This window comes from Xenorhabdus indica, from assembly GCF_014467235.1.
Taxonomy (GTDB): Bacteria; Pseudomonadota; Gammaproteobacteria; order Enterobacterales; family Enterobacteriaceae; genus Xenorhabdus; species Xenorhabdus indica.
The window spans coordinates 1-22771 of record NZ_NKHP01000025.1 but is presented as its reverse complement, the minus strand read 5'-3'; the positions used below and the strand labels follow the sequence as shown (position 1 = coordinate 22771).

At 40.9% G+C, this 22771-nt stretch carries 20 protein-coding genes and 2 tRNA genes; 9 read left to right on the top strand and 13 right to left on the bottom strand.

All coding sequences use genetic code 11. The features are described 5' to 3' along the window. The first annotated feature begins 75 nt into the window (after positions 1-75). A tRNA-Ala gene (locus Xind_RS16150) sits at positions 76-151 on the top strand. 25 nt (positions 152-176) lie between these two features. Next, positions 177-252, top strand: a tRNA-Ala gene (locus tag Xind_RS16145). 319 nt (positions 253-571) lie between these two features. On the opposite strand, the gene Xind_RS16140 is transcribed toward Xind_RS16145, so the two are convergent. The 4 genes from Xind_RS16140 to zipA form a co-directional block, all read right to left on the bottom strand. After that, complete coding sequence (locus Xind_RS16140; RefSeq protein WP_047683137.1) at positions 572-790, bottom strand: DUF3820 family protein; 219 nt, start codon at positions 788-790, stop codon at positions 572-574. A gap of 101 nt (positions 791-891) precedes the next feature. Next, the gene (locus Xind_RS16135; protein ID WP_047683121.1) at positions 892-2082 is read right to left on the bottom strand and encodes a NupC/NupG family nucleoside CNT transporter; all 1191 of its coding nucleotides are present in this window, start codon (positions 2080-2082) and stop codon (positions 892-894) included. A gap of 447 nt (positions 2083-2529) precedes the next feature. After that, positions 2530-4548 carry an NAD-dependent DNA ligase LigA gene (gene ligA / locus Xind_RS16130; RefSeq protein WP_047683119.1) on the bottom strand — a complete coding sequence of 673 codons (2019 nt, stop codon included), beginning with the start codon at positions 4546-4548 and terminating at the stop codon, positions 2530-2532. A gap of 62 nt (positions 4549-4610) precedes the next feature. Continuing rightward, complete coding sequence (gene zipA, locus Xind_RS16125; protein WP_047683117.1) at positions 4611-5528, bottom strand: cell division protein ZipA; 918 nt, start codon at positions 5526-5528, stop codon at positions 4611-4613. 220 nt (positions 5529-5748) lie between these two features. Between zipA and cysZ the strand changes: the two genes are divergently transcribed. From cysZ to crr, 5 genes are all read left to right on the top strand, one after another. Beyond that, positions 5749-6528, top strand: a complete 780-nt coding sequence (gene cysZ / locus Xind_RS16120) for a sulfate transporter CysZ (protein ID WP_047683115.1) — start codon at positions 5749-5751, stop codon at positions 6526-6528. Between the two features lie 182 nt (positions 6529-6710). Then, the gene (gene cysK, locus Xind_RS16115; RefSeq protein WP_187650456.1) at positions 6711-7664 is read left to right on the top strand and encodes a cysteine synthase A; all 954 of its coding nucleotides are present in this window, start codon (positions 6711-6713) and stop codon (positions 7662-7664) included. Positions 7665-8128: 464 nt separating this feature from the next. Continuing rightward, on the top strand, positions 8129-8386 hold the full coding sequence (ptsH, locus tag Xind_RS16110) for a phosphocarrier protein Hpr (protein WP_038262654.1): 258 nt from the start codon (positions 8129-8131) through the stop codon (positions 8384-8386). A gap of 137 nt (positions 8387-8523) precedes the next feature. Further along, a complete protein-coding gene (ptsI, locus tag Xind_RS16105) occupies positions 8524-10251 on the top strand; it encodes a phosphoenolpyruvate-protein phosphotransferase PtsI (RefSeq protein WP_047683111.1) in 1728 nt (575 codons plus the stop codon). Between the two features lie 65 nt (positions 10252-10316). Further along, positions 10317-10826 carry a PTS glucose transporter subunit IIA gene (gene crr, locus Xind_RS16100; protein ID WP_047683109.1) on the top strand — a complete coding sequence of 170 codons (510 nt, stop codon included), beginning with the start codon at positions 10317-10319 and terminating at the stop codon, positions 10824-10826. 166 nt (positions 10827-10992) lie between these two features. On the opposite strand, the gene Xind_RS16095 is transcribed toward crr, so the two are convergent. The 8 genes from Xind_RS16095 to Xind_RS16060 form a co-directional block, all read right to left on the bottom strand. Then, positions 10993-14358: an AMP-binding protein gene (locus tag Xind_RS16095; RefSeq protein ID WP_187650455.1), complete on the bottom strand. Its 3366-nt coding sequence runs from the start codon at positions 14356-14358 to the stop codon at positions 10993-10995. A gap of 126 nt (positions 14359-14484) precedes the next feature. Continuing rightward, on the bottom strand, positions 14485-14628 hold the full coding sequence (locus Xind_RS16090) for a hypothetical protein (protein WP_197056391.1): 144 nt from the start codon (positions 14626-14628) through the stop codon (positions 14485-14487). A gap of 529 nt (positions 14629-15157) precedes the next feature. Further along, a complete protein-coding gene (gene cysM, locus Xind_RS16085) occupies positions 15158-16039 on the bottom strand; it encodes a cysteine synthase CysM (RefSeq protein WP_047683107.1) in 882 nt (293 codons plus the stop codon). A gap of 135 nt (positions 16040-16174) precedes the next feature. Further along, the gene (gene cysA, locus Xind_RS16080) at positions 16175-17263 is read right to left on the bottom strand and encodes a sulfate/thiosulfate ABC transporter ATP-binding protein CysA (RefSeq protein ID WP_047683133.1); all 1089 of its coding nucleotides are present in this window, start codon (positions 17261-17263) and stop codon (positions 16175-16177) included. 33 nt (positions 17264-17296) lie between these two features. After that, positions 17297-18136 (bottom strand): sulfate/thiosulfate ABC transporter permease CysW, encoded by an 840-nt coding sequence (cysW, locus tag Xind_RS16075; RefSeq protein ID WP_047683105.1) that lies wholly within the window; start codon positions 18134-18136, stop codon positions 17297-17299. Next, positions 18136-18969, bottom strand: a complete 834-nt coding sequence (cysT, locus tag Xind_RS16070; RefSeq protein WP_187650454.1) for a sulfate/thiosulfate ABC transporter permease CysT — start codon at positions 18967-18969, stop codon at positions 18136-18138. Before cysT ends, cysW begins: the two co-directional genes overlap by 1 nt. A gap of 3 nt (positions 18970-18972) precedes the next feature. Continuing rightward, complete coding sequence (locus tag Xind_RS16065; RefSeq protein WP_187650453.1) at positions 18973-19161, bottom strand: hypothetical protein; 189 nt, start codon at positions 19159-19161, stop codon at positions 18973-18975. Between the two features lie 228 nt (positions 19162-19389). Next, on the bottom strand, positions 19390-19968 hold the full coding sequence (locus Xind_RS16060) for an RpoE-regulated lipoprotein (RefSeq protein WP_047683131.1): 579 nt from the start codon (positions 19966-19968) through the stop codon (positions 19390-19392). Positions 19969-20154: 186 nt separating this feature from the next. Here Xind_RS16060 and Xind_RS16055 point away from each other — a divergent pair, with 186 nt between their 5' ends. Further along, positions 20155-20616 carry a hypothetical protein gene (locus tag Xind_RS16055; RefSeq protein WP_187650452.1) on the top strand — a complete coding sequence of 154 codons (462 nt, stop codon included), beginning with the start codon at positions 20155-20157 and terminating at the stop codon, positions 20614-20616. Positions 20617-20669: 53 nt separating this feature from the next. Here the strand turns inward: Xind_RS16055 and Xind_RS16050 are convergent, their stop codons facing one another. Next, a complete protein-coding gene (locus Xind_RS16050; protein WP_187650451.1) occupies positions 20670-21092 on the bottom strand; it encodes a GNAT family acetyltransferase in 423 nt (140 codons plus the stop codon). A 320-nt stretch (positions 21093-21412) separates the two neighbouring features. Between Xind_RS16050 and Xind_RS16045 the strand changes: the two genes are divergently transcribed. Then, positions 21413-22630: a tyrosine-type recombinase/integrase gene (locus tag Xind_RS16045; RefSeq protein WP_187650450.1), complete on the top strand. Its 1218-nt coding sequence runs from the start codon at positions 21413-21415 to the stop codon at positions 22628-22630. Positions 22631-22771: the final 141 nt, after the last annotated feature.

The window sequence follows — 22771 nt, the reverse complement described above, 5'->3', positions numbered from 1 at the left end:
GTAAATATTAATGAATCCGTTGACAGAGTTCTTCGGGTTTCATATGATGCGCTCCGTTCCACAGGATTTTGATTTGGGGCTATAGCTCAGCTGGGAGAGCGCTTGCATGGCATGCAAGAGGTCAGCGGTTCGATCCCGCTTAGCTCCACCAAATATTTATTCTGAACCACAATTGTGGGGCTATAGCTCAGCCGGGAGAGCGCTTGCATGGCATGCAAGAGGTCAGCGGTTCGATCCCGCTTAGCTCCACCAAGATTCTGGATCCCTGAAAGCGCAAGTTTTCAGGGATTTTTCTTATGGCTACACGATAATATAGTGAAAACAACCTATCTCTTAAAGCATCAAATCATCGTAATACTTTTTATTTTCAAACTGAAAGTTCCATCCGAATAATTTGAGTCTACATCAACTTTGTTATAAAGCCCGTCGTCACAGTTGTTTCCTTTGGATAATGAAAAATAGTTATCACCAGACAAGATAGTCACTGAAGTTTAGTTATTACTCTCAATAACAAAATTTTTTCAGAGAGATGGACTATAATAAAATTTGCTTCAGGTATATTCTTTTACGGCTAACCGTTTTTTTTCAATGGCCTTACCAATGAATCCAACCCTTCAATTTTAATTGCAAGGGTCATTTCCATTAATGTCCCCAATTTTCCTTGTGGAAATCCCTCTTTACGGGCAAACCAAAGTAAATACTCTTCAGGAAGATCGATTAACTTCCGTCCTTTGTATTTACCAAATGGCATGACAGTGTTGGCGATCTCCAGCAAATTTTCTTTATTCATTATATCGACCTCTTGAGCCATTTTCATTTTGGCTTTTATATAAAGATAAAATGGCATCTGCCCAGATACCATTTTTTCTAAAACTCAAATTGCTAAGAAAATTAAATACTCATTACCAGTCCGGTAATTGCAGCCGACAGAAAACTTACCAAAGTTGAACCAAACAGCAGTTTCAGTCCAAAACGTGCGACAGTATTCCCCTGTTTTTCATTCAAACCTTTAATAGCACCAGCTACAATTCCTATGGATGAGAAGTTGGCAAAGGAAACCAGAAATACGGATAAGATACCTTTTGAACGCTCACTCAATTGCCCTGCAATTTCCTGTAAACTCTGCATTGCAACAAATTCATTAGAAACCAGTTTAGTCGCCATGATACTACCTACTTTCAGTGCTTCATCACTGGGGATGCCAATGATCCAGGCAAATGGATAGAAAACATATCCCAGACATTCCTGAAAAGAAATACCAAATGCCATATCAAAAACAGCATTGATACCCGCAATCAAGGCAATAAAGCCGATCAGCATGGCCGCTACAATCAAAGCGACTTTAAAACCAGCCAGAATGTACTCGCCCAGCATTTCAAAGAAACTTTGTCCTTCATGCAGATTGTTCATATGGATATCCCCTTCACTTTCAACAGAGTAAGGGTTGATAAGAGACAAAACGATAAAGGTACTGAACATGTTAAGTATCAAGGCTGCTACCACATATTTTGCATCCAGCATTGTCATGTAAGCACCTACGATAGACATGGATACTGTAGACATCGCGGTTGCCGCCATTGTGTACATCCGACGTTCAGACATTTTGTTCAATACATCTTTATAAGCGATAAAATTCTCTGATTGCCCCAGAATCAATGAGCTAACCGCATTGAACGATTCCAGTTTTCCCATACCATTAACTTTGGACAACACAGTACCAATTGCACGAATGATAATTGGCAGAATTTTTATATGTTGCAGGATACCGATCAAAGCAGAGATAAAGATGATAGGACAAAGTACATTTAGGAAGAAAAATGCCAGATTTGCTTCGATCATACCACCAAAAACAAAACTAGTACCTTTCGCAGCATAAGACAGCAGGTGGACAAACAAACTGTCAAACCCTTTGACGATCCCTAATCCAGCATTAGAATTAAGGAAAAACCACGCCAGAACAAGTTCAATAGCAATTAACTGAATAATATACCGAATTCGAATATCTTTCCGGTTATTACTCGCAAAAATCGCCAAGCCGCCAATGACCGCTAAAGCGAGAACAAAATGAAAAATATGAGACATAAAAGAACTCCAAACATGACGAGATGCAAATTTAAAATCGCATTTTTGCAACATACGATAATAAATAGTGATAACTATCACATTAATTGACTATAGAGCGGCAACAAAATCCTATTTAGCAAACTTGATCACACTTTAAGCCGGAACGTGGCTACTAAATATGCAAAAATATCTTATTTAAAAGGCACTATTAAGGTTTATGATCAAAAACCCCAATTCACTCTTTCCTGAATATTTTCTTTTCACCCAATGAATTTCAAGTTGCGTCGCGGCGGCAAGAAAACGAATTTGTCCAGCCGAAAGCTGGCTTCCGGTGAGAGGAAGGAGCCTCTCATTAATCCCCGGTAGCATAGAAAACTATGTGACCGGGGGGGGGGGGTAGTTGTAAAAAAGTAGTTGTAAAAAATAGAGTAGCGCAGCCAACAAAGATGAAAGGTATGTTTATTATTATTCATCTAAAAGACGAAGCATTTCTTCTTCGTCAATCACAGTTATGCCTAATTCTGTTGCTTTGACTAATTTAGATCCTGCGGCCTCACCCGCAATCACCAAATCTGTTTTCTTGGAAACACTGCCCGTGACTTTTGCACCCAACGCAACTAATTTATCTTTTGCCTCATCCCGGGATAAACGGCTTAATGAGCCAGTCAAAACTACGGTCTTACCCGTAAATGGGCTATTGATTTCTTCTGGTTGCGGTACTTCCGCTGTTTCCCAACAAATACCAATATTATTGACGAGATCATCAATTACTGCCTGGTTATGTGGTTCATTAAAGAAATTAACTACATGGCTGGCAACCACACCACCTACATCTTGTACAGCAATTAATGCTTCCGTATCCGCTGCACGCAATTTTTCCAATGTGCCAAAATGTGCAACTAAATTAACCGCGGTTGCTTCTCCAACTTCACGAATGCCTAAAGAATAGATGAAACGGGCAAATGTGGTTTTCTTGGATTTTTCCAGAGCATTAACTACATTTTGAGCCGATTTTGGCCCCATTCGTTCAAGGCCGGTTAGTTTCCCCGCGGTTAAACGGAAAAGATCGGCTGGTGTTTTGACATATTCCTTATCAACCAATTGTTCAATAATTTTCTCTCCCATCCCATCCACATCCATCGCACGACGGGAAACAAAGTGTCTCAGCGCTTCTTTACGTTGTGCCCCACAAAATAAACCACCTGTGCAACGCGCTACAGCCTCGCCTTCAATACGTTCGATATCAGAACCACAAACAGGACAATGCTGTGGGAAAGCTATTTCCTGGCTTTCTGTTGGTCTTTGTTCCTTCACCACACCAACAACTTGCGGAATAACATCACCTGCCCGGCGAATAATGACAGTATCTCCTATACGCAGCCCCAGACGTTCAATTTCATCTGCATTGTGTAATGTAGCGTTACTGACCGTTACACCTGCAATCTGTACTGGCTCCAGACGTGCAACTGGTGTAATCGCACCTGTACGCCCTACCTGAAATTCGACATCACGTACAACAGTTATCTGTTCTTGTGCAGGAAACTTAAATGCGGTTGCCCAACGCGGAGCTCTGGCCACAAATCCCAATGTTTCCTGCAACTCAAGGGAATCGACTTTAACAACAACACCATCAATGTCGAAACCCAGAATCGGGCGCTGTTGTTCTACCTCGTGGTAAAAATCCAATACTTGTTGGGTTCCCTGACATAATTTCACTTTGTCGCTAACTGGCAGCCCCCATTGTTTGAATTGCATCAGCCGCTCGTAGTGGCTTACTGGCAATTCTCCACCTTCAATCACACCAATACCATAGCAATAAAAAGTCAGTGGACGCTTGGCTGTAATACGTGGGTCGAGCTGGCGCAGTGATCCTGCGGCTGCATTACGAGGGTTAGCAAACACTTTATTACCTGTACGGCGCGCTTCTTCATTGAGTTTTTCAAAACCTACTTGTTTCATAAAGACTTCACCACGAATCTCAACACGAGCAGGAATGTTGTCTCCTTTCAAACGCAGAGGAATCGCGCGAATTGTACGAATGTTGGCGGTAATATTTTCTCCTGTCGTACCATCTCCACGAGTCGCAGCCTGCACTAATTCGCCATTTTCATACAACAGGCTGACAGCCAGACCATCGAGTTTAAGTTCACAACAGAATACCAATTCCCGATTGTCTTTCAGACGATCACGAACACGTTTATCAAACGCCAGATAACTTTCTTCGTCGAATACATTATCCAGAGATAACATCGGAATTTCGTGACGAACTTGCTCAAATGCGGTTAATGGCGCGGCCCCGACCCGTTGGGTAGGAGAATCTGCTGTAACTAGTTCTGGATGCTGTTCTTCCAATGATTTCAACTCACGCATTAAGCGATCATATTCCACATCAGGGATCTCTGGCGCATCCATAACATGATACAAATACTCATGATGGCGCAATGTTGTTCTTAGTTCGTTGATTGTTTGAATAATATTTTTCATGACTTCTCACCAGAGATGAAAAAACCCCCGACTAGGCGGGGGCTTAATACTAAAAAGAGGATTTATTCTTGGACACTGAGCGTATCACGAATACGTGCCTTATAAGTTTCGATCATTTGCGGTGTAAGCATTTTACGCTCAGCATCTAACACCACACCACCCACATCAGAAGCAATACGCTGTGCTGCCTGCAACATCAATTTGAAATTCTGATTAGAATCGCCATATGAAGGTACGAGCATAAACATTGAGATCCCCGGAGTGCTGAAATCTACCATACGTTCTGGATCAAATGACCCCGGCTTAACCATATTAGCCAAACTGAACAGTACCGCACCACTACCCGATGGGTTTAAGTGACGATGGAAGATATTCATATCACCAAACCGGAAACCTGATTGCAAAATGCTCTGAAGCAATACTTCGCCATTTAGTTCCTGACCATGATGAGCAGCTACATGTAATACCAACACAGTCTCTTTTTTAGTTTGCTCAGTTTTAACTTTCGTTGCATTTTCCAACTTCGACTGCTCTTGAACAGCTTCCGTTTCCGCACCTTCTGCACCATTTTTCTCAACAGATTCAAACAGGCCAAGTTGTGATTCTTTCTGACTTTCGTCAATCGCTTTCACCTTTGCCACAGATGTTTCAGGTTGCTGCTTTGAAAGTAAAGGATCAACTCCATCATCAGATATGACTTCTGATAAATCAGGTGCATCGCGCTCAATAATCGGCTCTTCACGATGTTCATGACGAGACTTAACTGGCTCTTGAACACGTGATTTTGACGAATTATTAAACAGCTCATCGCCATCATTATCCTCTAACCCTTCCCGACGCTCCTGTTTATGAGGTTTCACTGGGCGATCACGAAAGAGTGACGAACGCTCTTTACGGCTGGTCCACAACCCATGTAATAGCAAAGCTATTATGGCTATCGCACCAACAACGATTAATATCAGACGCAAATCCTGCATCATTGCTATCTCTGTTGTTTAAATTAATTGCCACCACGGCGGAATATTCTTTAGATAAGAGTATTTGTCAAATAGCACAAGTGCAAGCCTCTACAGACTTTTCTTATCATAAAGAGAGGTATCTCCTGTTTTTTCGAGTGTTTTTCACACACAAAACTACTGGTCAGTGGAAAATCCTGCCTATATCATACCGTCTCAATCCTCTAAGAGAGAATAAGAAAATATGACGAATTCGAAAAAATTGCCAAAACATTTAGGCGGATTTCATTATATTGTACAAGGTTGGCATTTAATAACCCGCCCTGGCATCAAGAGATTCGTTTTATTGCCTCTACTGGCTAATATCTTACTATTCGGCAGCGCTTTCTGGTGGTTATACCAAAGGCTGGAGGGCTGGATACAATGGGTGCTCAATAAAATACCAGATTGGATGCAATGGCTCAGTTATTTGTTGTGGCCACTGGCTGTTATTTCTGTGCTACTGATTTTTACCTACTTTTTCAGTATATTGGCGAATTTTATCGCTTCTCCGTTTAATGGATTATTAGCAGAAAAATTAGAATCTCAGTTGACGGGTATTTCTGCGCCAGACACGGGTGTTTTTGACCTAATAAAAGATACGCCCCGTATTCTGCAACGTGAAATAGTCAAAATTCTCTACTACATTCCTCGCGCTATCGCCCTTTTATTGTTGTACTTTATTCCGGGGATCGGACAGACTGTGGCTCCGGTTATCTGGTTTATTTTCAGTGCATGGATGCTGGCTATCCAATACTGTGATTACCCGTTTGATAACCATAAAGTCAGCTTTGCCAATATGCGTAATACCCTACGTCAAGACAAAATTGACAATCTCCAGTTTGGGGCCGCAGTCAGTGTATTAACCATGATCCCGATCATTAATCTGTTTATTATGCCTGTTGCCGTTTGTGGTGCTACCGCTATGTGGGTTGACCGTTATCACGCACAACATGTTATGAATAACCATTCTTCTCATCAATAATTTATTAATATAAAAATAAACTGGAATAACGAAATAGAATGAAAATACAGGGGAGTAATACAATAAATTGCTAAATATTCTTTTATATAATAAGAATAGATTTAAACCTTATTTCCATTAATAAGATGTTCGCGTATGGTTAATTAATCAGAAGTTAAGAGTATCTTAGGGGCAATCGGACAATGAGCAAAATTTATGAAGATAATTCGTTAACCATCGGTCACACTCCACTTGTACGCTTAAAAAATTTCGGGAATGGCCGCATTCTGGCAAAAGTAGAGTCTCGTAACCCAAGTTTCAGTGTGAAATGCCGCATCGGCGCCAACATGATTTGGGATGCAGAGAAGCGTGGCATTCTGACAAAAGGCAAAGAGCTTATCGAACCAACCAGTGGTAATACAGGTATTGCACTTGCCTATGTCGCAGCAGCCCGCGGCTATAAGCTGACATTAACGATGCCGGAAACCATGAGCTTAGAACGTCGTAAGCTGCTAAGAGCATTGGGGGCTAACTTAGTGTTGACCGAAGGGGCTAAAGGCATGAAAGGGGCTATCGATAAAGCGAATGAGATCCATGACAATGCGCCGGAGCGTTATGTTCTGCTGCAACAGTTCAGTAACCCGGCAAACCCTGAAATTCACGAAAAAACCACCGGGCCAGAAATTTGGGAAGATACCGATGGTGATGTCGATGTTTTCGTCGCTGGCGTAGGTACAGGAGGCACGATTACAGGAGTTGCCCGTTATCTGAAAAATACGCAGGGCAAACAGGTAACTATTGTTGCCGTAGAGCCGGAAGATTCGCCTGTGATCAGCCAAAAACTTGCTGGCGAAGAACTTAAACCAGGCCCACACAAAATTCAGGGGATCGGTGCAGGTTTTATCCCTGATAACCTGGATTTAACATTAGTTGACCGTGTGTTTAAAATCAGCAATGAGGAAGCAATTAAAGTTGCACGCGAACTCACTGAAAAAGAAGGAATTCTTTCTGGTATATCTTCAGGTGCTGCCGTTGCCGCTGCCATCAAATTATCTCAAGAAGATGAATACAAGGATAAAAATATTATTGTCATCCTACCTTCTTCTGCTGAGCGTTACCTGAGCACAGCACTATTTGCTGATTTGGTCACTGACTAATTTATCACCTCATTATTTTTTCAATTTTATTGATAAAAAAGCACCACGAGGGTGCTTTTTTGTGCATCAGATCAAAGTTTAAAACTTTCCTAGATGATTTATTCAAGTAGCTTTAGTATTTAACCAGTAATTATTTTGATGCACGAAATTAATCGCAGACAACCACAAAGAATTCTGTTCGGTTCAACTCATATTCGGTTGGCGTGTGTTAACATTCAATCAACAATTGAATGGCATCAAGTTTGTTAATTTTTTGATAATGATTTAATACACTTTAACCCAATAAATTTCGAGTTGTATCAAGGTCGTAAATGAATGCGACCAACAACAAAGAAACAACTTGAAAGAAAAAGGTATATATCATTATCGGTTTAACGGTTGTACAAGTCAGAAATAATCCGGCTAAACTCGCTTTAGCATTCTCTTGGCTTATCAACAAAAATTTAAGTTATTGAGGAAATACTATGTTCCAGCAAGAAGTTACTATTACTGCACCAAATGGCCTTCACACCCGCCCTGCTGCACAGTTCGTCAAAGAAGCAAAAGGTTTTTCTTCCGATATCACTCTTACTTCCGGCGGCAAATCAGCCAGTGCGAAAAGTCTGTTTAAGTTGCAAACTCTGGGACTGACTCAAGGAACTGTTGTAACAATCTCTGCTGAAGGTGAAGATGAACAACAAGCTGTTGAACATTTAGTTAAGCTGATGGGTGAATTGGAATAATCATCTGCTTGTAAAGCCAGTCTATTTCATATCATTCCAGTTCTATCCCCAGAAAAATAAAATCTGGGGATATTTAGAGCCTGCCCTCTAAAGGCGCAATGAAGAAATATAATCACCCGCAGTTAAGGTCATATAATATGATTTCAGGCATCTTAGTATCACCAGGTATTGCTTTCGGTAAAGCATTATTACTGAAAGAAGATCCCATTATTATCAATCACAAAAAAATCATTCCTGAACAAGTCGAACAAGAGATCTCACGCTTTAAACAAGGGCGCGACAAAGCCTCTGCTCAATTAGAAGTCATTAGAAATACAGCAGAAAAAAATTTGGGGGCAGAAAAAGCTGAAATCTTCGAAGGCCACATTATGTTGCTGGAAGATGAAGAACTGGAACAGGAAATCATTACCCTGATCAAGAAAAATCTGACTACAGCAGATGCCGCTGTTTATTCAGTGATCGAAGATCAGGCCAAAGCACTGGAAGAGCTGGATGATGAATATTTGAAAGAGCGTGCTGCCGATGTTCGTGATATCGGTAAACGCCTGCTGAAAAATATTCTGGATATGCCGATTATTGACTTAGGCTCGATCACAGAAGAAGTTATTCTGGTTGCCAATGATTTAACACCTTCAGAAACCGCACAACTTAATCTGGATAAAGTGCTAGGTTTTATTACTGACTTAGGTGGGCGCACATCTCATACCTCAATCATGGCACGCTCGTTGGAATTACCCGCAATTGTAGGAACAACTAACGCTACGACCCAAATAAAAAATGGTAATTACCTTATCTTAGATGCTGTCAATAATCACATCTACGTAGATCCATCTGACACCGAAATTGAACAACTAAAAAAAACCAAAAGTGAATATCTGTCAGAAAAAGCAGAGCTGGCAAAACTGAAAGATCTGCCTGCTATCACGCTGGATGGTCATCAAGTCGAAGTTTGCGCCAATATTGGTACAGTTCGCGATACTAAAGGAGCAGAGCGCAACGGTGCAGAAGGTGTAGGTTTATACCGCACTGAATTCTTGTTTATGGATCGAGATTCTCTGCCGACGGAAGAAGAGCAGTTTGAAGCCTATAAAGCAGTCGCAGAAACCGTTGGTAATCAGGCGGTTATTATCCGCACTATGGATATCGGTGGTGATAAAGATCTGCCTTACATGAATTTGCCCAAAGAAGAGAACCCATTCCTTGGCTGGCGTGCAATCCGAATTTGCCTTGATCGTAAAGAAATCTTACATTCTCAATTGCGTGCTATCCTGCGAGCTTCTGCGTTTGGTAAACTCCGCATCATGTTCCCTATGATTATTTCCGTTGAAGAAATCCGGGAGCTGAAAGCAGAACTGATATTGCTCAAAGATCGGTTACGCAATGAAAATAAGGCGTTTGATGAATCGATTGAAGTCGGCATCATGGTAGAAACGCCTGCTGCTGCAACCATTGCTAAACATCTTGCAAAAGAAGTTGACTTTTTTAGTATTGGGACAAACGATCTAACTCAGTATACTCTTGCGGTAGACCGTGGTAATGAACTGATCTCTCATCTTTATAACCCAATGTCACCAGCAGTGTTGAGTCTTATCAAACAGGTTATTGACGCCTCACACGCAGAAGGTAAATGGACGGGCATGTGTGGTGAGCTGGCTGGAGATGAACGCGCTACACTATTGCTCTTAGGCATGGGATTGGATGAATTCAGTATGAGTGCAATATCAATTCCACGTATTAAGAAAATCATCCGTAATGCAAATTACGATGATGCAAAAGCACTGGCAGAGCAAGCGTTGGCTCAGCCAACTGCACAGGAATTGATGGAGTTGGTTGACACGTTCATCAGAGAAAAAACGCTCTGCTAAGTATGTTAACCAAAATAGCACGTTAGCCAGAACACGGTCCCATTAAAACAATTAGGAGAAGATTTATGGGTCTGCTTGATAAACTGAAATCTTTGGTTTCAGATGATAAAAAAAATAGCGGCAGTATTGAAATTATCGCCCCGTTATCAGGTGAGATAGTTAATATCGAAGATGTTCCAGATGTTGTTTTTGCTGAAAAAATTGTAGGTGATGGTATCGCCATTAAACCTACAGGCAATAAGATTGTCTCTCCTGTTGATGGCACCATTGGTAAAATCTTCGAAACTAATCACGCTTTTTCTATCGAATCCGATAGTGGGATAGAACTGTTCGTTCATTTCGGTATTGATACCGTTGAACTGAAAGGCGAGGGTTTTAAACGTATTGCCGAAGAAGGTCAACGTGTGCAAAAAGGTGATCTGGTTTTAGAATTTGATTTGGCATTTCTGGAGGAAAGAGCTAAATCAACCTTAACTCCTGTTGTTATTTCTAATATGGATGAAATCAAAGAGTTATCTAAAGTGAATGGCTCTGTGATTGTCGGTGAATCTGTCATCATGCGCATCAAAAAGTAACAATGCCATTGATGAGTTATATGTGAATCGCCTCTGTTTTATCGGGTTAAGCAATAACGATATCTGATAAAACAGGGCGATTTCCGTTTGCTTCAAAATCTCCAACCACTAATCCACAATGCTGACGCAATATATTGAATAGCGACAGTGGTTGCCATGAATAACATCATTTCTGGTTTAATGGTTTTTCCAATACTGCGGTATTTGTTGCACAATCTGCTAGTTGTTCAGTACAGGCCGCCTCCAATACTGCACCTAGTGCTGTCAAAGTCAGCAATTTCTTGATTTCTAGTTTAACGCCTCTTTTCGCTAATAATGCGACAAGGCGAATTGCTTTGATCGAATCTCCGCCTTGTGCAAGAAATGAAGCCGTCAGATCCACAGACTGAGGCCAAATTGGCCTGAGAAATTCCTCATTCAGCCATAAAGGCAGATTATAATTTTTGGCCTGTTGCTGCGTTTTTTTATCGGCTGCCTGCTTATCAGTTAAGGCACAATGTGTAACATCAATAAATGACCTGCGGTAAGTTTCAGCAGCGGAGGTAAGCAACGCTATATCAACCTTACCGTTACTGTTTATTGGCCAGGGTTGCACAGTACAATACAGATTCGGCAACCAGGATTCAGTTATTTTTTCTTTTAATTTATTTTGGAATTGCTGACTTTCATGCGGAATTGGTTGGTTACTGCACAAGGCAATCGTTTCATAACCCGTTATGCCTTCGGTTTCATCAATGACTAATTTCAATGCCTTCAACTGCCGATTATGATCCTTTGATTGACCAAGCTGTACCAGCACATCTTCCACGGCTTTTTCAATTTCCACCGGATGGATACGATGACCACGTACTTTAAATTCATCATCAATACGTCCGAGACAATGGAATATACCCTGTTCATCCTGCAACCCTAAATCCCCTGTACGATACCAACGGCATTGTTTATCCGCACTGAACACAAATTTTGCTTCTGTCTGGACACTATCGTTCAGATAGCCATCTGCCAGTACAGGCCCACTAATCCAGATTTCCCCATGAAAACCACGGGGCATAATTTGGCCCCAGCTATCCCTGATCGATATTTCTGCTTTACCCAATGCTGTACCAATCGGCGTAATAAGAGCAGACGTGTTTTTTTCTCCCTCAATACTTTTAGTGATATTGTTTTTCGAATAAATACCGTTTACTGAATAAATACAGCAACCAACTGTAGCCTCCGTTGGCCCGTATTCATTAATAATCTCACTGCCTGACGGCAAACAATCCAAAGCTTTGTTCACCAGTGAAGCTGGCAGGTTTTCACCGCCTACAATAAAAGTCAGCGAGTGTTGTCTGGTAGATCCGATGCCATGTTCGATCAACAAAGACAGATGGGATGGTGTGCATTTAACACCTGTCAGGGATTCATCAGCGAGCAGAGTACGTAACAATGCAGGATTATCACGAATATCTTGTTCATGAGGTTGGATAAATCCCCCTGACAAAATGGGCACTAAGATAGCGGTTTGCGTCAGGTCAAACCCAAAGGAAGTAAACAGAGGCGTGTTAAATGGAATTTCAGCAGCATATGCTGCTTTCGCTGCCAGCACATAGTTAGCCAATGCAACAGAAGAAATGGCAACGCCTTTCGGTTCTCCTGTTGAACCGGAGGTATATAGAATATAAGCTGGGTTACAAGATGTATGCTGAACTTCAGAATACGATGTCGAAGAATACAACGTCGAAGCAATCTGTTCCTGAACAATCCCTTTCTGAGTACTGTCTTCCTTATATAAAGAAACCCGCAACAAAGGTAAACTCAGTGTTTCAGCTAAGTTTTGCTCAGCTTCGGTGTAAATACACAAAGAAGCCCCGGAATTACGAATGATGGTTAATAATCTTTCTGTTGGAGTTGTCGTAGGGCAAACAGGCACAACCGTCACGTTTTTAATCAGACATGCCAGATAAGCCAGTACTGTTTCAGGGGTACGCCTGCCCAGAATGAGTACAGGTTTATTCTCAGTATACATATCATGCAATCGCATACTGAAACGGTGCATCCATTGTAATCCCTCATGGTAAGTAAACGCACTATTTTCCCCACTTAGCCTAAATAAAACGTTGTTTGTATGACATTCAAATGCTTTAAGTAAATGAACACCTATTGGTTCCGCCGAACATTTGTCAGAGGTATGATGCTCTTTCGGATGATGATCGGTATGTTCTTGTGCTATAACCTCAACCGCAATATCTACTGCATAATGAAGCACAGTTTGCAGAAAAGCATGGCATTGTTCGGATGACCATATTCTGCGGAAATCAGCTTCAATCGCTAAATAACCATCTGCAAAGCGGTCATGAAGATGGATGGAAGCAAACAGAGATTCGACGGCCTGGCGGTGTTCAATTATTGTTTCTGTATAACTGCTGGTTTTCTGAAATTTACCTGTTTGGTAGGAAACACCAAAAGCGGGAATAATCCGTTTCCAATCCGGTGAGGCTAATTCTCCCCAACGGGTCGCGGGCGCATAACGTGAATGGATAAGTGCTTTTTGCAAATGTTTTTGTAGGATCTGGTAGCAATCTGCTGCTGTCTGCCCATCCTGACGAAACACAGGCACCAGGATAGGAGCCACTCCCATTGAGATAGTCTGTTTCTCTTCCCTGCTCCAACGATTACCAATAGGTGCCTGTAATAACACACAATTGCTGTCTTCAATCACCATTTGCGTATAAGCAACCGCAGTGAAAAACAACCTGAAAATAGAACCACCACTGTTTTTAAATCGGAGTAATATTTCATTTTGCGATTGGGCCACAGTTGCTTTTATACGCATGGAGCGTGGCTCCAGCCCACGATAATCACCTATCGGATAACGGCGAGATATTTTTCGAACATCTATTGACGAAGTTTTTCCAAAAAGCCCCTGCCAATACGCGGCATCTCTTTCAATACGCCGGGAATGCTCATAATTTTGCTCTTCCTCAGCATTGGTGGAGAATAAAAAGGATTCAGTTTGTCCGATTATTGAATCCGGGTTTTCTTGTTCCAATTCATTGATCAGACAACTCTGCAACATAGCCACACCTATCCCATCCAGCGCAGCGTGATGGGCTTTCAAAAACCAACCTGATTGATCAGGCTGAAAACGTACAGCAAAGATCTTTACTGGTGTGAGTGATAAATCCTCTTCCATCAATAATTGGCGCTCTACCCAAGATTCAAACGCTTCCTTAGGATTGGGATATTTACTGAAATCGGCTTTCTCTACTTCTGCCTGGGGACTATCGTGCCGAATACCGAACCATTCCATTTCTGTTGCGTCGGTTGCTGTTTGTTGTCCATGCAATGCTTTATTAATAAATCCGATGCGAAAAACATCTTGCGTATTGCGGATGTGTTCAGCAGCACACGCAATCCGATGCAGTGAAATTTCTCCCCGTAAACGAGTAAGCCCGCCAAAATAAAATTGATACCCGGAGAGGTTATACATCTCCATTTTGAAAATAGCCTGTTGTGACCGGGCCAATCTAAAAATTGATCGATGATTCATGATGTGACCCCTCGTTTTGATTAAAAAAAAGAGTTCGCATATTTTGGGCGATCGCTTTCCGTTCAAGTGATACAAAACGATCAAACATTTGTTATCACCTTTCTGTCTAAGAAATTACAGACAGCTTCAATACTGGAAAAAATTGGCATTATCAAGATAATCAATTTCGACTTTAATTTTGAAAATATTAACGTTATCCCCCAGATCTTGCTTACCCGAAAATTTACAGCGATATTCAGATAATAACTTCTTACGTTCAGATACATTCATCACGACTTCCCTTTGTAAGCTTCACTTCATTAGTCTTTGGTTCGTAATATTTATCTGGATGATTTACGTAATGGGTTAATTTTCAGGTTAAATATAAAATTTATAGCTACCGCACGGGAATGTAATCACCCCCAATAATAAAAAACCAGAATATACATCTAATAAAGCAGACAGTTAAAAGCAGGTTAATAATAATGAACCTCTTTTTCCATAATATAAAATATTAATTAAATCATTATTAATAAGAAGGTAATAGTTGAACACTAAAAAATCTATTTAAACGTGTTTTTTGGCAACACAAAAATTAATAAGAGCAATTAATATCGTTATGCATCCAATCATTTTAAAGTACAATTAATCAGCATTATCGCATTAATAAAAACTCACTTACATTCTCACTCTTCTTGATAAGAGGTTATTGATGGGGCGTGGAAAATGTTCAACTGATTTAAAGCTGTAGCATGACCCACAAAACTACAGCTTGAGTATAAAAAAAGATAGATGAAGAAGATAAAGGATGAAAAGAGAGCTAACTAAATACCCCGGTAGACAAATACCTGTCTCCACGATCACAAATGATCGCAACAATAACTGCACCTGGATTTTCAGCCGCAATACGCAGTGCTCCAGAAACAGCACCTCCAGAGCTAACACCACAAAAAATCCCTTCTTTCTGGGCCAGTAATCGCATCATTGCTTCTGCTTCTTGTTGCGTAATATCTAAGATTTTATCCACCAGATATTTCTGATAAATACCCGGCATATAAGCAGGGGACCAACGGCGGATACCGGGAATATGACTGTTTTCTGTTGGCTGTAGCCCCGTCGTCTGTACCTTATTTGATTGAGATTTCAGATAGCGGCTCACACCTGTAATTGTGCCGGTTGTTCCCATACTGGAAACAAAATGGGTAATACGCCCCTGTGTTTGCTGCCAAATTTCCGGTCCTGTTGTCTTAAAATGCGCCAGTGTATTATCAGGATTATTAAACTGATCAAGAACTTTTCCTTCACCATTCAGTTCCATTTGTTGCGCCAAATCCCGTGCACCTTCCATTCCCAACGCTTGGCTGACCAGAATCAGTTCAGCGCCGTAAGCTTGCATAGACGCCTGACGTTCAAGGCTCATATTTTCAGGCATCAGCAACTTAAGCCGATAACCCTTTACCGCAGCAATCATCGCCAACGCAATGCCTGTGTTGCCGCTCGTTGCTTCAATAAGCACATCTCCCGGTGAGATTTCTCCCCGTAATTCCGCCTGCTGGATCATTGAGAGTGCTGCTCTGTCTTTTACAGAGCCAGCAGGATTGTTGCCTTCCAGTTTTACCCAAATCTCCGCATCTACTCCTTCAGTAATTCGTTGTAATTTAACCAACGGGGTATTACCGATAAATTTTTCTAAGCTTGCCACAGCACTACCTGAATCATATGAGAATAAACAACAGAATAATCGTATTCAGAAAACTGTCGCAAGCTCTTAAGCAAAAAAACCCCTGTATCCTTCAAGACAACAGGGGAAACCCAGGGTGTGCGAGTAATGAAAAAATCAGGCGGACTCAGCAAGTTTCAGTACCTTTAATGATGAATTACCTTCATACAAACGGGCATTCTTTCCACCAATAAAATATTGACTTCCTCTCGCCGGAATCAAAGAATTATCCGGCCAGACAACCGACAAACTCTCTTCCCCCCACCCTATAGGCTGAACAGATAACAGGGAAAAATGTCCTCGTGGACTCACTTCCACAATCTTAACCGGCAAAGGGCAAGATGACGTTTGTTGTGTACTTAGATGCATTTCCCACGGACGAAAGAAAACATCAACATTCCCTTGATGTAATGGCATCACCTCCAATGGGAAAATTTTTCCTCCAACCCATAACTGTGAGCCTTTGATCTCACCATGTAACTGATTCACTTCGCCCATAAATTCCAGTACAAAACGGCTTTCCGGTTCTTTCCATATTTGCGGTGGAGTGCCAACCTGCTCTATCGCACCTTGATTCATCACCACAACCCGATCCGCCACTTCCATTGCTTCTTCCTGATCATGAGTGACAAATACGCCGGTAAATTTTAATTCTTCATGCAGCTCACGTAACCAACGACGCAATTCCATCCGAACCTGAGCATCCAAAGCACCGAAAGGCTCATCTAATAAGAGAATTTGTGGCTCAACAGCCAATGCCCTAGCTAAAGCCACTCGCTGTTTTTGACCACCAGAAAGTTGTGATGGATAACGTTTTGCAAGATGAGATAACTGAACCATATCGAGTAAAGACATTACCTTACTGCGAAGTGTCTCGCCACTGGGACGCTGACGGCGGGGAAGAACCGTCAGACCAAAAGCAACATTATCAAATACGCTCATATGACGAAACAGGGCATAATGCTGAAAAACAAAACCCACCCGCCGATCTTTTGCATGTACCAGGCTGACATCCTGACCATGAAACTTCAACTGCCCTGCACTTTGCTGCTCAAGCCCTGCAATGATCCTCAACAATGTCGTCTTACCGGAGCCTGACGGGCCAAGCAGAGCAATCATTTCACCGGATTCAATATCCAGAGAAATATTATGCAGTATTTGAACCCGACCAAAAGATTTACTGATTTTGCTGATTTCAATACTCATATTCTGCCATTGACCTCCACTTATGACGCCCATTTACTGACGGCTTAAACGCCACTGCAAAGCACTTTTGACAATCAGCGTAATAATCGCCATTACTGCCAATAAAGCCGCCGCCACAAATGCACCAACCGTGTTGTAATCCTGATACAGCAGTTCAACCTGCAAAGGCAATGTGTAGGTTTCTCCTCTGATCGCACCCGATACCACAGACACAGCCCCGAATTCACCAATTGCTCGCGCATTAGTCAAAACAATGCCATACAGCAACGCCCAGCGAATATTCGGCAATGTCACACGCCAGAACATCTTCCAGCCAGAAGCCCCCAATAATATTGCGGCTTCATCTTCCTGATTACCCTGACTCAACATCACCGGCACCAATTCACGGACAACAAACGGGCACGTCACAAATACCGTAACCAATACCATACCCGTCCATGAAAACATTAACTGGATGTCATAAGTCCCAAGCCATTCACCCATCCAGCCATTAGAACCGTAAAACAGCAGATAAAGTAATCCCGCTACAACAGGGGAAACTGCAAACGGAATATCGATTAATGTCAGTAATAATTGCCTGCCGGGAAACTGGAACCGGGTTACCAGCCACGCTGTTACCACACCAAAAACCAGATTGATGGGTACTGTGATCAATGCAATCAATACGGTTAACCAGATGGCATGGAGCATATCGGGATCAATAAGATTCAGTGAGAGGATATCGAGCCCTTGTGAAAAAGCGGTCAGAAAAATCCACGCTATCGGAATTACCAATAACAAGGCAGAAACAATTATCCCCGTACTAATCAATACCCATTTACCCCAATTTATTGAGGAGCGCGGCATCAGTGTATATCCGAAAAATTCAGCCATTAATACCCTCCGATCCGTTTACCAAAGCGGCTTTGCAATAAATTGACGCTAAATAGCAACAGCAGTGATACTGCCAGGATCATTGAAGCAATCGCACTGGCTGCCGGATAATCAAATTCTTGCAATCGTACAAAGATCATCAGAGAAACCACCTCAGTTTGCCACGCGATGTTGCCTGCAATAAAAATGACCGCACCAAATTCCCCCAGACTTCGCGTGAAAGAAAGTACCGTGCCTGCTATCAATGCAGGTGAGAGTTCCGGCAAAATCACTTGCCTGAACGTCTGCCAGCGACTTGCTCCTAATGTCTGGGCTGCTTCCTCATATTCCGGGCCTAATTCCTCGAGTACGGGTTGAACGGTACGGACAACGAAAGGCAGACTAGTGAATGCCATTGCAACCGCAATACCCAACCAGGTATTCGCGACCTTAATATCAAAATTACCAAGCCAGGAGCCATACCATCCGGTTGCAGAAAATAGTGTTGCCAGCGTTAACCCCGCAACTGCGGTTGGTAAAGCAAAGGGTAAATCTATCAACCCATCAAGCAGATTGCGTCCGGGAAAACGATAGCGGGTCAGTATCCAGGCCATTAACATGCCAAAAACCATATTGAACAGACTGGCAATTGCAGCAGCCAACAAAGTGACCTGATAGGCTGCAACAACCTGAGGATTTGCAATCACCTGCCAATATTCTGCCCAACTCATGCTGGAAAGTTGTATGACCAGAGCGCTCAATGGCAATAACAGGATCAGACAGGTATAAAAGAGGCTACAGCCCAAACTCAACCCAAATCCGGGTAATACACGTTTACTGGATGAAACAAACATGGCTCATGCCCTTCCATCAATGATTGAGCCAGCATACTGTCCAAGTTGACATAGGTTTTCACCCGAATGCTCCTGCAATACGCCTATATCTGCATTGGCAATATAGGCGTTGAAATTCCCTATAAGGGATACAGTAAATAGTGATTCGGAAAACAATCTGCTCCATAGCTTTTTATTTACCACTGTCTTCATTCAACACCTTATCTGTCACACCATTTAACAACGATTGCTCCATACTGTATCCAGAATATTTATAACAGGATAGGTTACTGCCCTCTGTTTTATATACCGAATTTTTATGAGAAATGATGAAACGAGATAAGCTATAGAAAGCGCTCCTCTTTACAGCTCTCTTAGTTGCATAATGTTAAACAATCACTATCAGCAAAATTCTTCCCCACACTTTCTATTTTATATTTATCATTCAGCTTTCCAGATAATACGAGAGATTTTCCACGTTCTCAGTACATCATCTGAAGGCATTAACTCTTCTGGGCCATTCCATGATCCTGTAAATATATAACTGATATGCTGGCTTTGTGGTGCAACGCAAACAACTGCCGGTTGCATAGCTAAACTGCCGGAACGCTGACAAGCACCATAAGCTTTGTCATACAGTTCAGAAAAAGGTATTCCGATTTTTGTTCCCCAGACTGTTTTAATGTTTTCATCGAAGATATCAATATGATCTACCTTGCCATTATTCAAACCAGATAATTCAATTTTGACTTGATTACCTTCCATTCCCTGTACGATATTGACTAGTTTTCCATTCTGCATCTCCATGCCATTACGCAGGTGATACTTGCCTTCCAACCTCTGTTGAATCGCAGATAAATTCATATCTGTTTGCTGGTTGATCCCCCCTACACCTTGGTCAGATACCTCGAAGTGACTCGAAAACCAGTTTAAAGGTGATATGGAAGACCATGAAAATTCAGATGTTCCTGCACAAGCAGTCAATAATAATGAACCACTCATTAAGCCACTGATTGTCATAACTCTCTTTTTAAACAATAAACTAAATATAAAACTTCTTTTCATGACTTTTTTTTACCTTATTTTCTGGTCTGATTATTTAGCACAACTATATAAACATCATTGTGTAATTGTTTACAAACAGGTCGATATCATATCAAAACACAACTGGATTATAAAAAACATTGAAATCAATGGCAAAGATTCATGGTAGCCACAATGATTACGGTATTTGTAATTTTTTTAAATTCTACAACTATAACGGATGTTATGGTAATAGATACTATTGCAAAAACACCATGCTATCAGTTAGCTTCCCAGACTAATATCAACAAGGTACAGAAATATGTGAAAAACCCTTCCCATACAGTAATAAAAAATAAACAAATAGACTTACCCCACGTTTATTCCGCACAGAATTATTCCGTACAAAATTGTAGGGTACTCGAAAGTAAAAATGAATCACAGATTCACGATCACTATTATTTTTCAAAAGACAAAAATGGCGTTATTAATGTTAAAGTTATTACTGTAACTGGACATCGTTCTTTCTTAATGTCAAAAGATCTCTTTATTACAAAAAATAAATACCAGAGGAAATTTCATCACTTAATAAAAAAAGCGGCCAGAAAACTAATACATTTTTTAAAAAGAGATTCATTTAAATAAATTTGGTTCATGGCCGAATGAAATAACTTTTCTCAGCCACTTACCTTTAACATTTAATCAATAATTAAACGTTTATTAAAAACAGTGTGCTCTTGTCCCCAATAATCATATTCCATTTTTTCACACATACAAATTGTTGCATCATTTTCCTCTGTAACCATGATTAAAATACTGGGGCAACCTCTCGCCAATAATTTCTTTTCAAGGCGGGAAACTAAAGCATTGGCAATTCCTCTGCCTCTAAATTCAGGATGAACACCCAAATAATAAGCATGACCACGGTGCCCGTCATACCCTCCCATCACTGTTCCAACGACCTCTCCTGCCACTTCAGCAACCAGAAATAAATCAGCACCATGAGTTAATTTACGCTCAATATCGAGTTCTGGATCATCGCCAGAATTAATCAAATCACAACGCTCCCAAAGTGTGATAACGGCTTCAAAATCTTCTTGACGAAATAGCCTAATTTCCATAGTTAGCCAGCCTGTTTAATAAGCAATTGGTTCAATGACAATAATCACTACTTTCATTTTGGAATCAATATGAAAATGCGTTCATTGATACTAACAGATATACTGCCTATCGTCATAAACTAACCAGAATGAAAGCAGAAATGAATATACCTAATATATATTAGTTTAATGTTTCGATGTTTGTCTATGATTATTGTTTTTATTTTAAAATCAAATGATTAATTATTTACCTACCTGTATATTGTTCCAGTGCTTATTGACGTTTTACCTCTCTTGCAGCACACTATGTATAAACAATTATATAAATATCTTTAATGATCATGGCTGCCGAATTAAACAAGCTCAGTGATAAAAAACTTAAAACCCTACACGGAAAAGAAAGGAATAAAATTGAATTTTTTGCCGATGGCGCTGGATTGAGTGCAAAAGCATCTAAAGTTGGTGGTATTAGTTGGGTCTTTACCTACCGACTTGATGGTAAAAAGTTAAACCGTCTCACCATTGGGCGCTACCCTGATATGCCCCTCAAGCAAGCCCGTGAAACACGGGATAAATGCCGTAACTGGTTGGCATCCGGTAAAGATCCAAAGCTGCAATTTAATTTAACGATGCAGGAATCATTAAAACCAGTCACCGTAAAAGACGCCATTGAGTATTGGATTGAACACTATGGCAGAGACAATCGAGCCAATATTGATGCCCTCATTCGCCAATTAGAAAAGCATATTTATCTCTATATTGGTGAAATGGCATTATCTGACTGTGAAATAACATATTGGCTACAATGCTTTGATAAAATGAAAAAGGAAGCGCCGGTGGCTGCTGGTGGGATGCTTCAATTATGCAAACAAGCTCTAAAATTTTGCCGTGTAAGAAGATATGCAATTAGCCATGTATTGGATGATTTGACTATTTCTGATGTCGGAAAAAAACAAACTAAAGGCCAGCGTTATTTAGAAGATAATGAACTTGGTCAATTATGGGAATCTATAAGATCAGGAAGCTACCTGCCCTATTATAATAATTTATTGAAAATTTTGATTGTATTTGGTTGCCGAACGAGAGAGATCAGATTATCTAAATGTTCAGAATGGAATTTGAATTCTATGTTATGGATTGTCCCAAAAGAAAATAGCAAGACAGGTGAACGAATTATTCGCCCGATACCTGAGTGTATGAAATCATTCTTAGAAAACCTTGTTTATCAAAATAATAAAAATGATTACCTATTAGGAGAACTTAAAAGCACCGAAACAGTATCTGAGTATGGAACGAAGATATGGAGAAGATTAGGCCATGTAGATAAATGGTCTCTGCATGATTTAAGGCGCACTTTTTCCACAAAATTAAATGATATGAAAGTAGCTCCACATATCGTAGATCAACTTTTAGGCCATATCTTGCCGGGCGTCATGGCGATATACAACAAGAGCCAATACCTACCAGAAAAACGAGTTGCTTTAAACCAGTGGTGCGAGCGACTGGATCTATTAGCGGGTAATCATGATAACGTGGTTATATTAAAAGCAGCTCAATAATGGAAACTAATGAGCTTGATGATGAACATGATCATTGTGATATAAATAAGCTTTCAAAATAGTAGATCACTTGGAGGGAACTCAGTCCAATTTTTGCGATCTGATTAATCGCCAAATCAAAAAAATCCCAAAATGGACTGA

Bases quoted from the DNA above. Each gene is read 5' to 3' on its own strand.
- cysT (WP_187650454.1), bottom strand. From the start codon at position 18,969: ATGTTTGTTTCATCCAGTAAACGTGTATTACCCGGATTTGGGTTGAGT.
- Xind_RS16050 (WP_187650451.1), bottom strand. From the start codon at position 21,092: ATGGAAATTAGGCTATTTCGTCAAGAAGATTTTGAAGCCGTTATCACA.
- Xind_RS16045 (WP_187650450.1), top strand. From the start codon at position 21,413: ATGGCTGCCGAATTAAACAAGCTCAGTGATAAAAAACTTAAAACCCTA.
- Xind_RS16065 (WP_187650453.1), bottom strand. From the start codon at position 19,161: ATGAAGACAGTGGTAAATAAAAAGCTATGGAGCAGATTGTTTTCCGAA.
- zipA (WP_047683117.1), bottom strand. From the start codon at position 5,528: ATGATGCAGGATTTGCGTCTGATATTAATCGTTGTTGGTGCGATAGCC.
- crr (WP_047683109.1), top strand. From the start codon at position 10,317: ATGGGTCTGCTTGATAAACTGAAATCTTTGGTTTCAGATGATAAAAAA.
- Xind_RS16140 (WP_047683137.1), bottom strand. From the start codon at position 790: ATGAATAAAGAAAATTTGCTGGAGATCGCCAACACTGTCATGCCATTT.
- cysZ (WP_047683115.1), top strand. From the start codon at position 5,749: ATGACGAATTCGAAAAAATTGCCAAAACATTTAGGCGGATTTCATTAT.
- Xind_RS16060 (WP_047683131.1), bottom strand. From the start codon at position 19,968: ATGACAATCAGTGGCTTAATGAGTGGTTCATTATTATTGACTGCTTGT.
- ptsH (WP_038262654.1), top strand. From the start codon at position 8,129: ATGTTCCAGCAAGAAGTTACTATTACTGCACCAAATGGCCTTCACACC.
- cysK (WP_187650456.1), top strand. From the start codon at position 6,711: ATGAGCAAAATTTATGAAGATAATTCGTTAACCATCGGTCACACTCCA.
- ligA (WP_047683119.1), bottom strand. From the start codon at position 4,548: ATGAAAAATATTATTCAAACAATCAACGAACTAAGAACAACATTGCGC.
- cysA (WP_047683133.1), bottom strand. From the start codon at position 17,263: ATGAGTATTGAAATCAGCAAAATCAGTAAATCTTTTGGTCGGGTTCAA.
- Xind_RS16090 (WP_197056391.1), bottom strand. From the start codon at position 14,628: ATGAATGTATCTGAACGTAAGAAGTTATTATCTGAATATCGCTGTAAA.
- Xind_RS16095 (WP_187650455.1), bottom strand. From the start codon at position 14,358: ATGAATCATCGATCAATTTTTAGATTGGCCCGGTCACAACAGGCTATT.
- Xind_RS16055 (WP_187650452.1), top strand. From the start codon at position 20,155: ATGGTAGCCACAATGATTACGGTATTTGTAATTTTTTTAAATTCTACA.
- ptsI (WP_047683111.1), top strand. From the start codon at position 8,524: ATGATTTCAGGCATCTTAGTATCACCAGGTATTGCTTTCGGTAAAGCA.
- cysW (WP_047683105.1), bottom strand. From the start codon at position 18,136: ATGGCTGAATTTTTCGGATATACACTGATGCCGCGCTCCTCAATAAAT.
- Xind_RS16135 (WP_047683121.1), bottom strand. From the start codon at position 2,082: ATGTCTCATATTTTTCATTTTGTTCTCGCTTTAGCGGTCATTGGCGGC.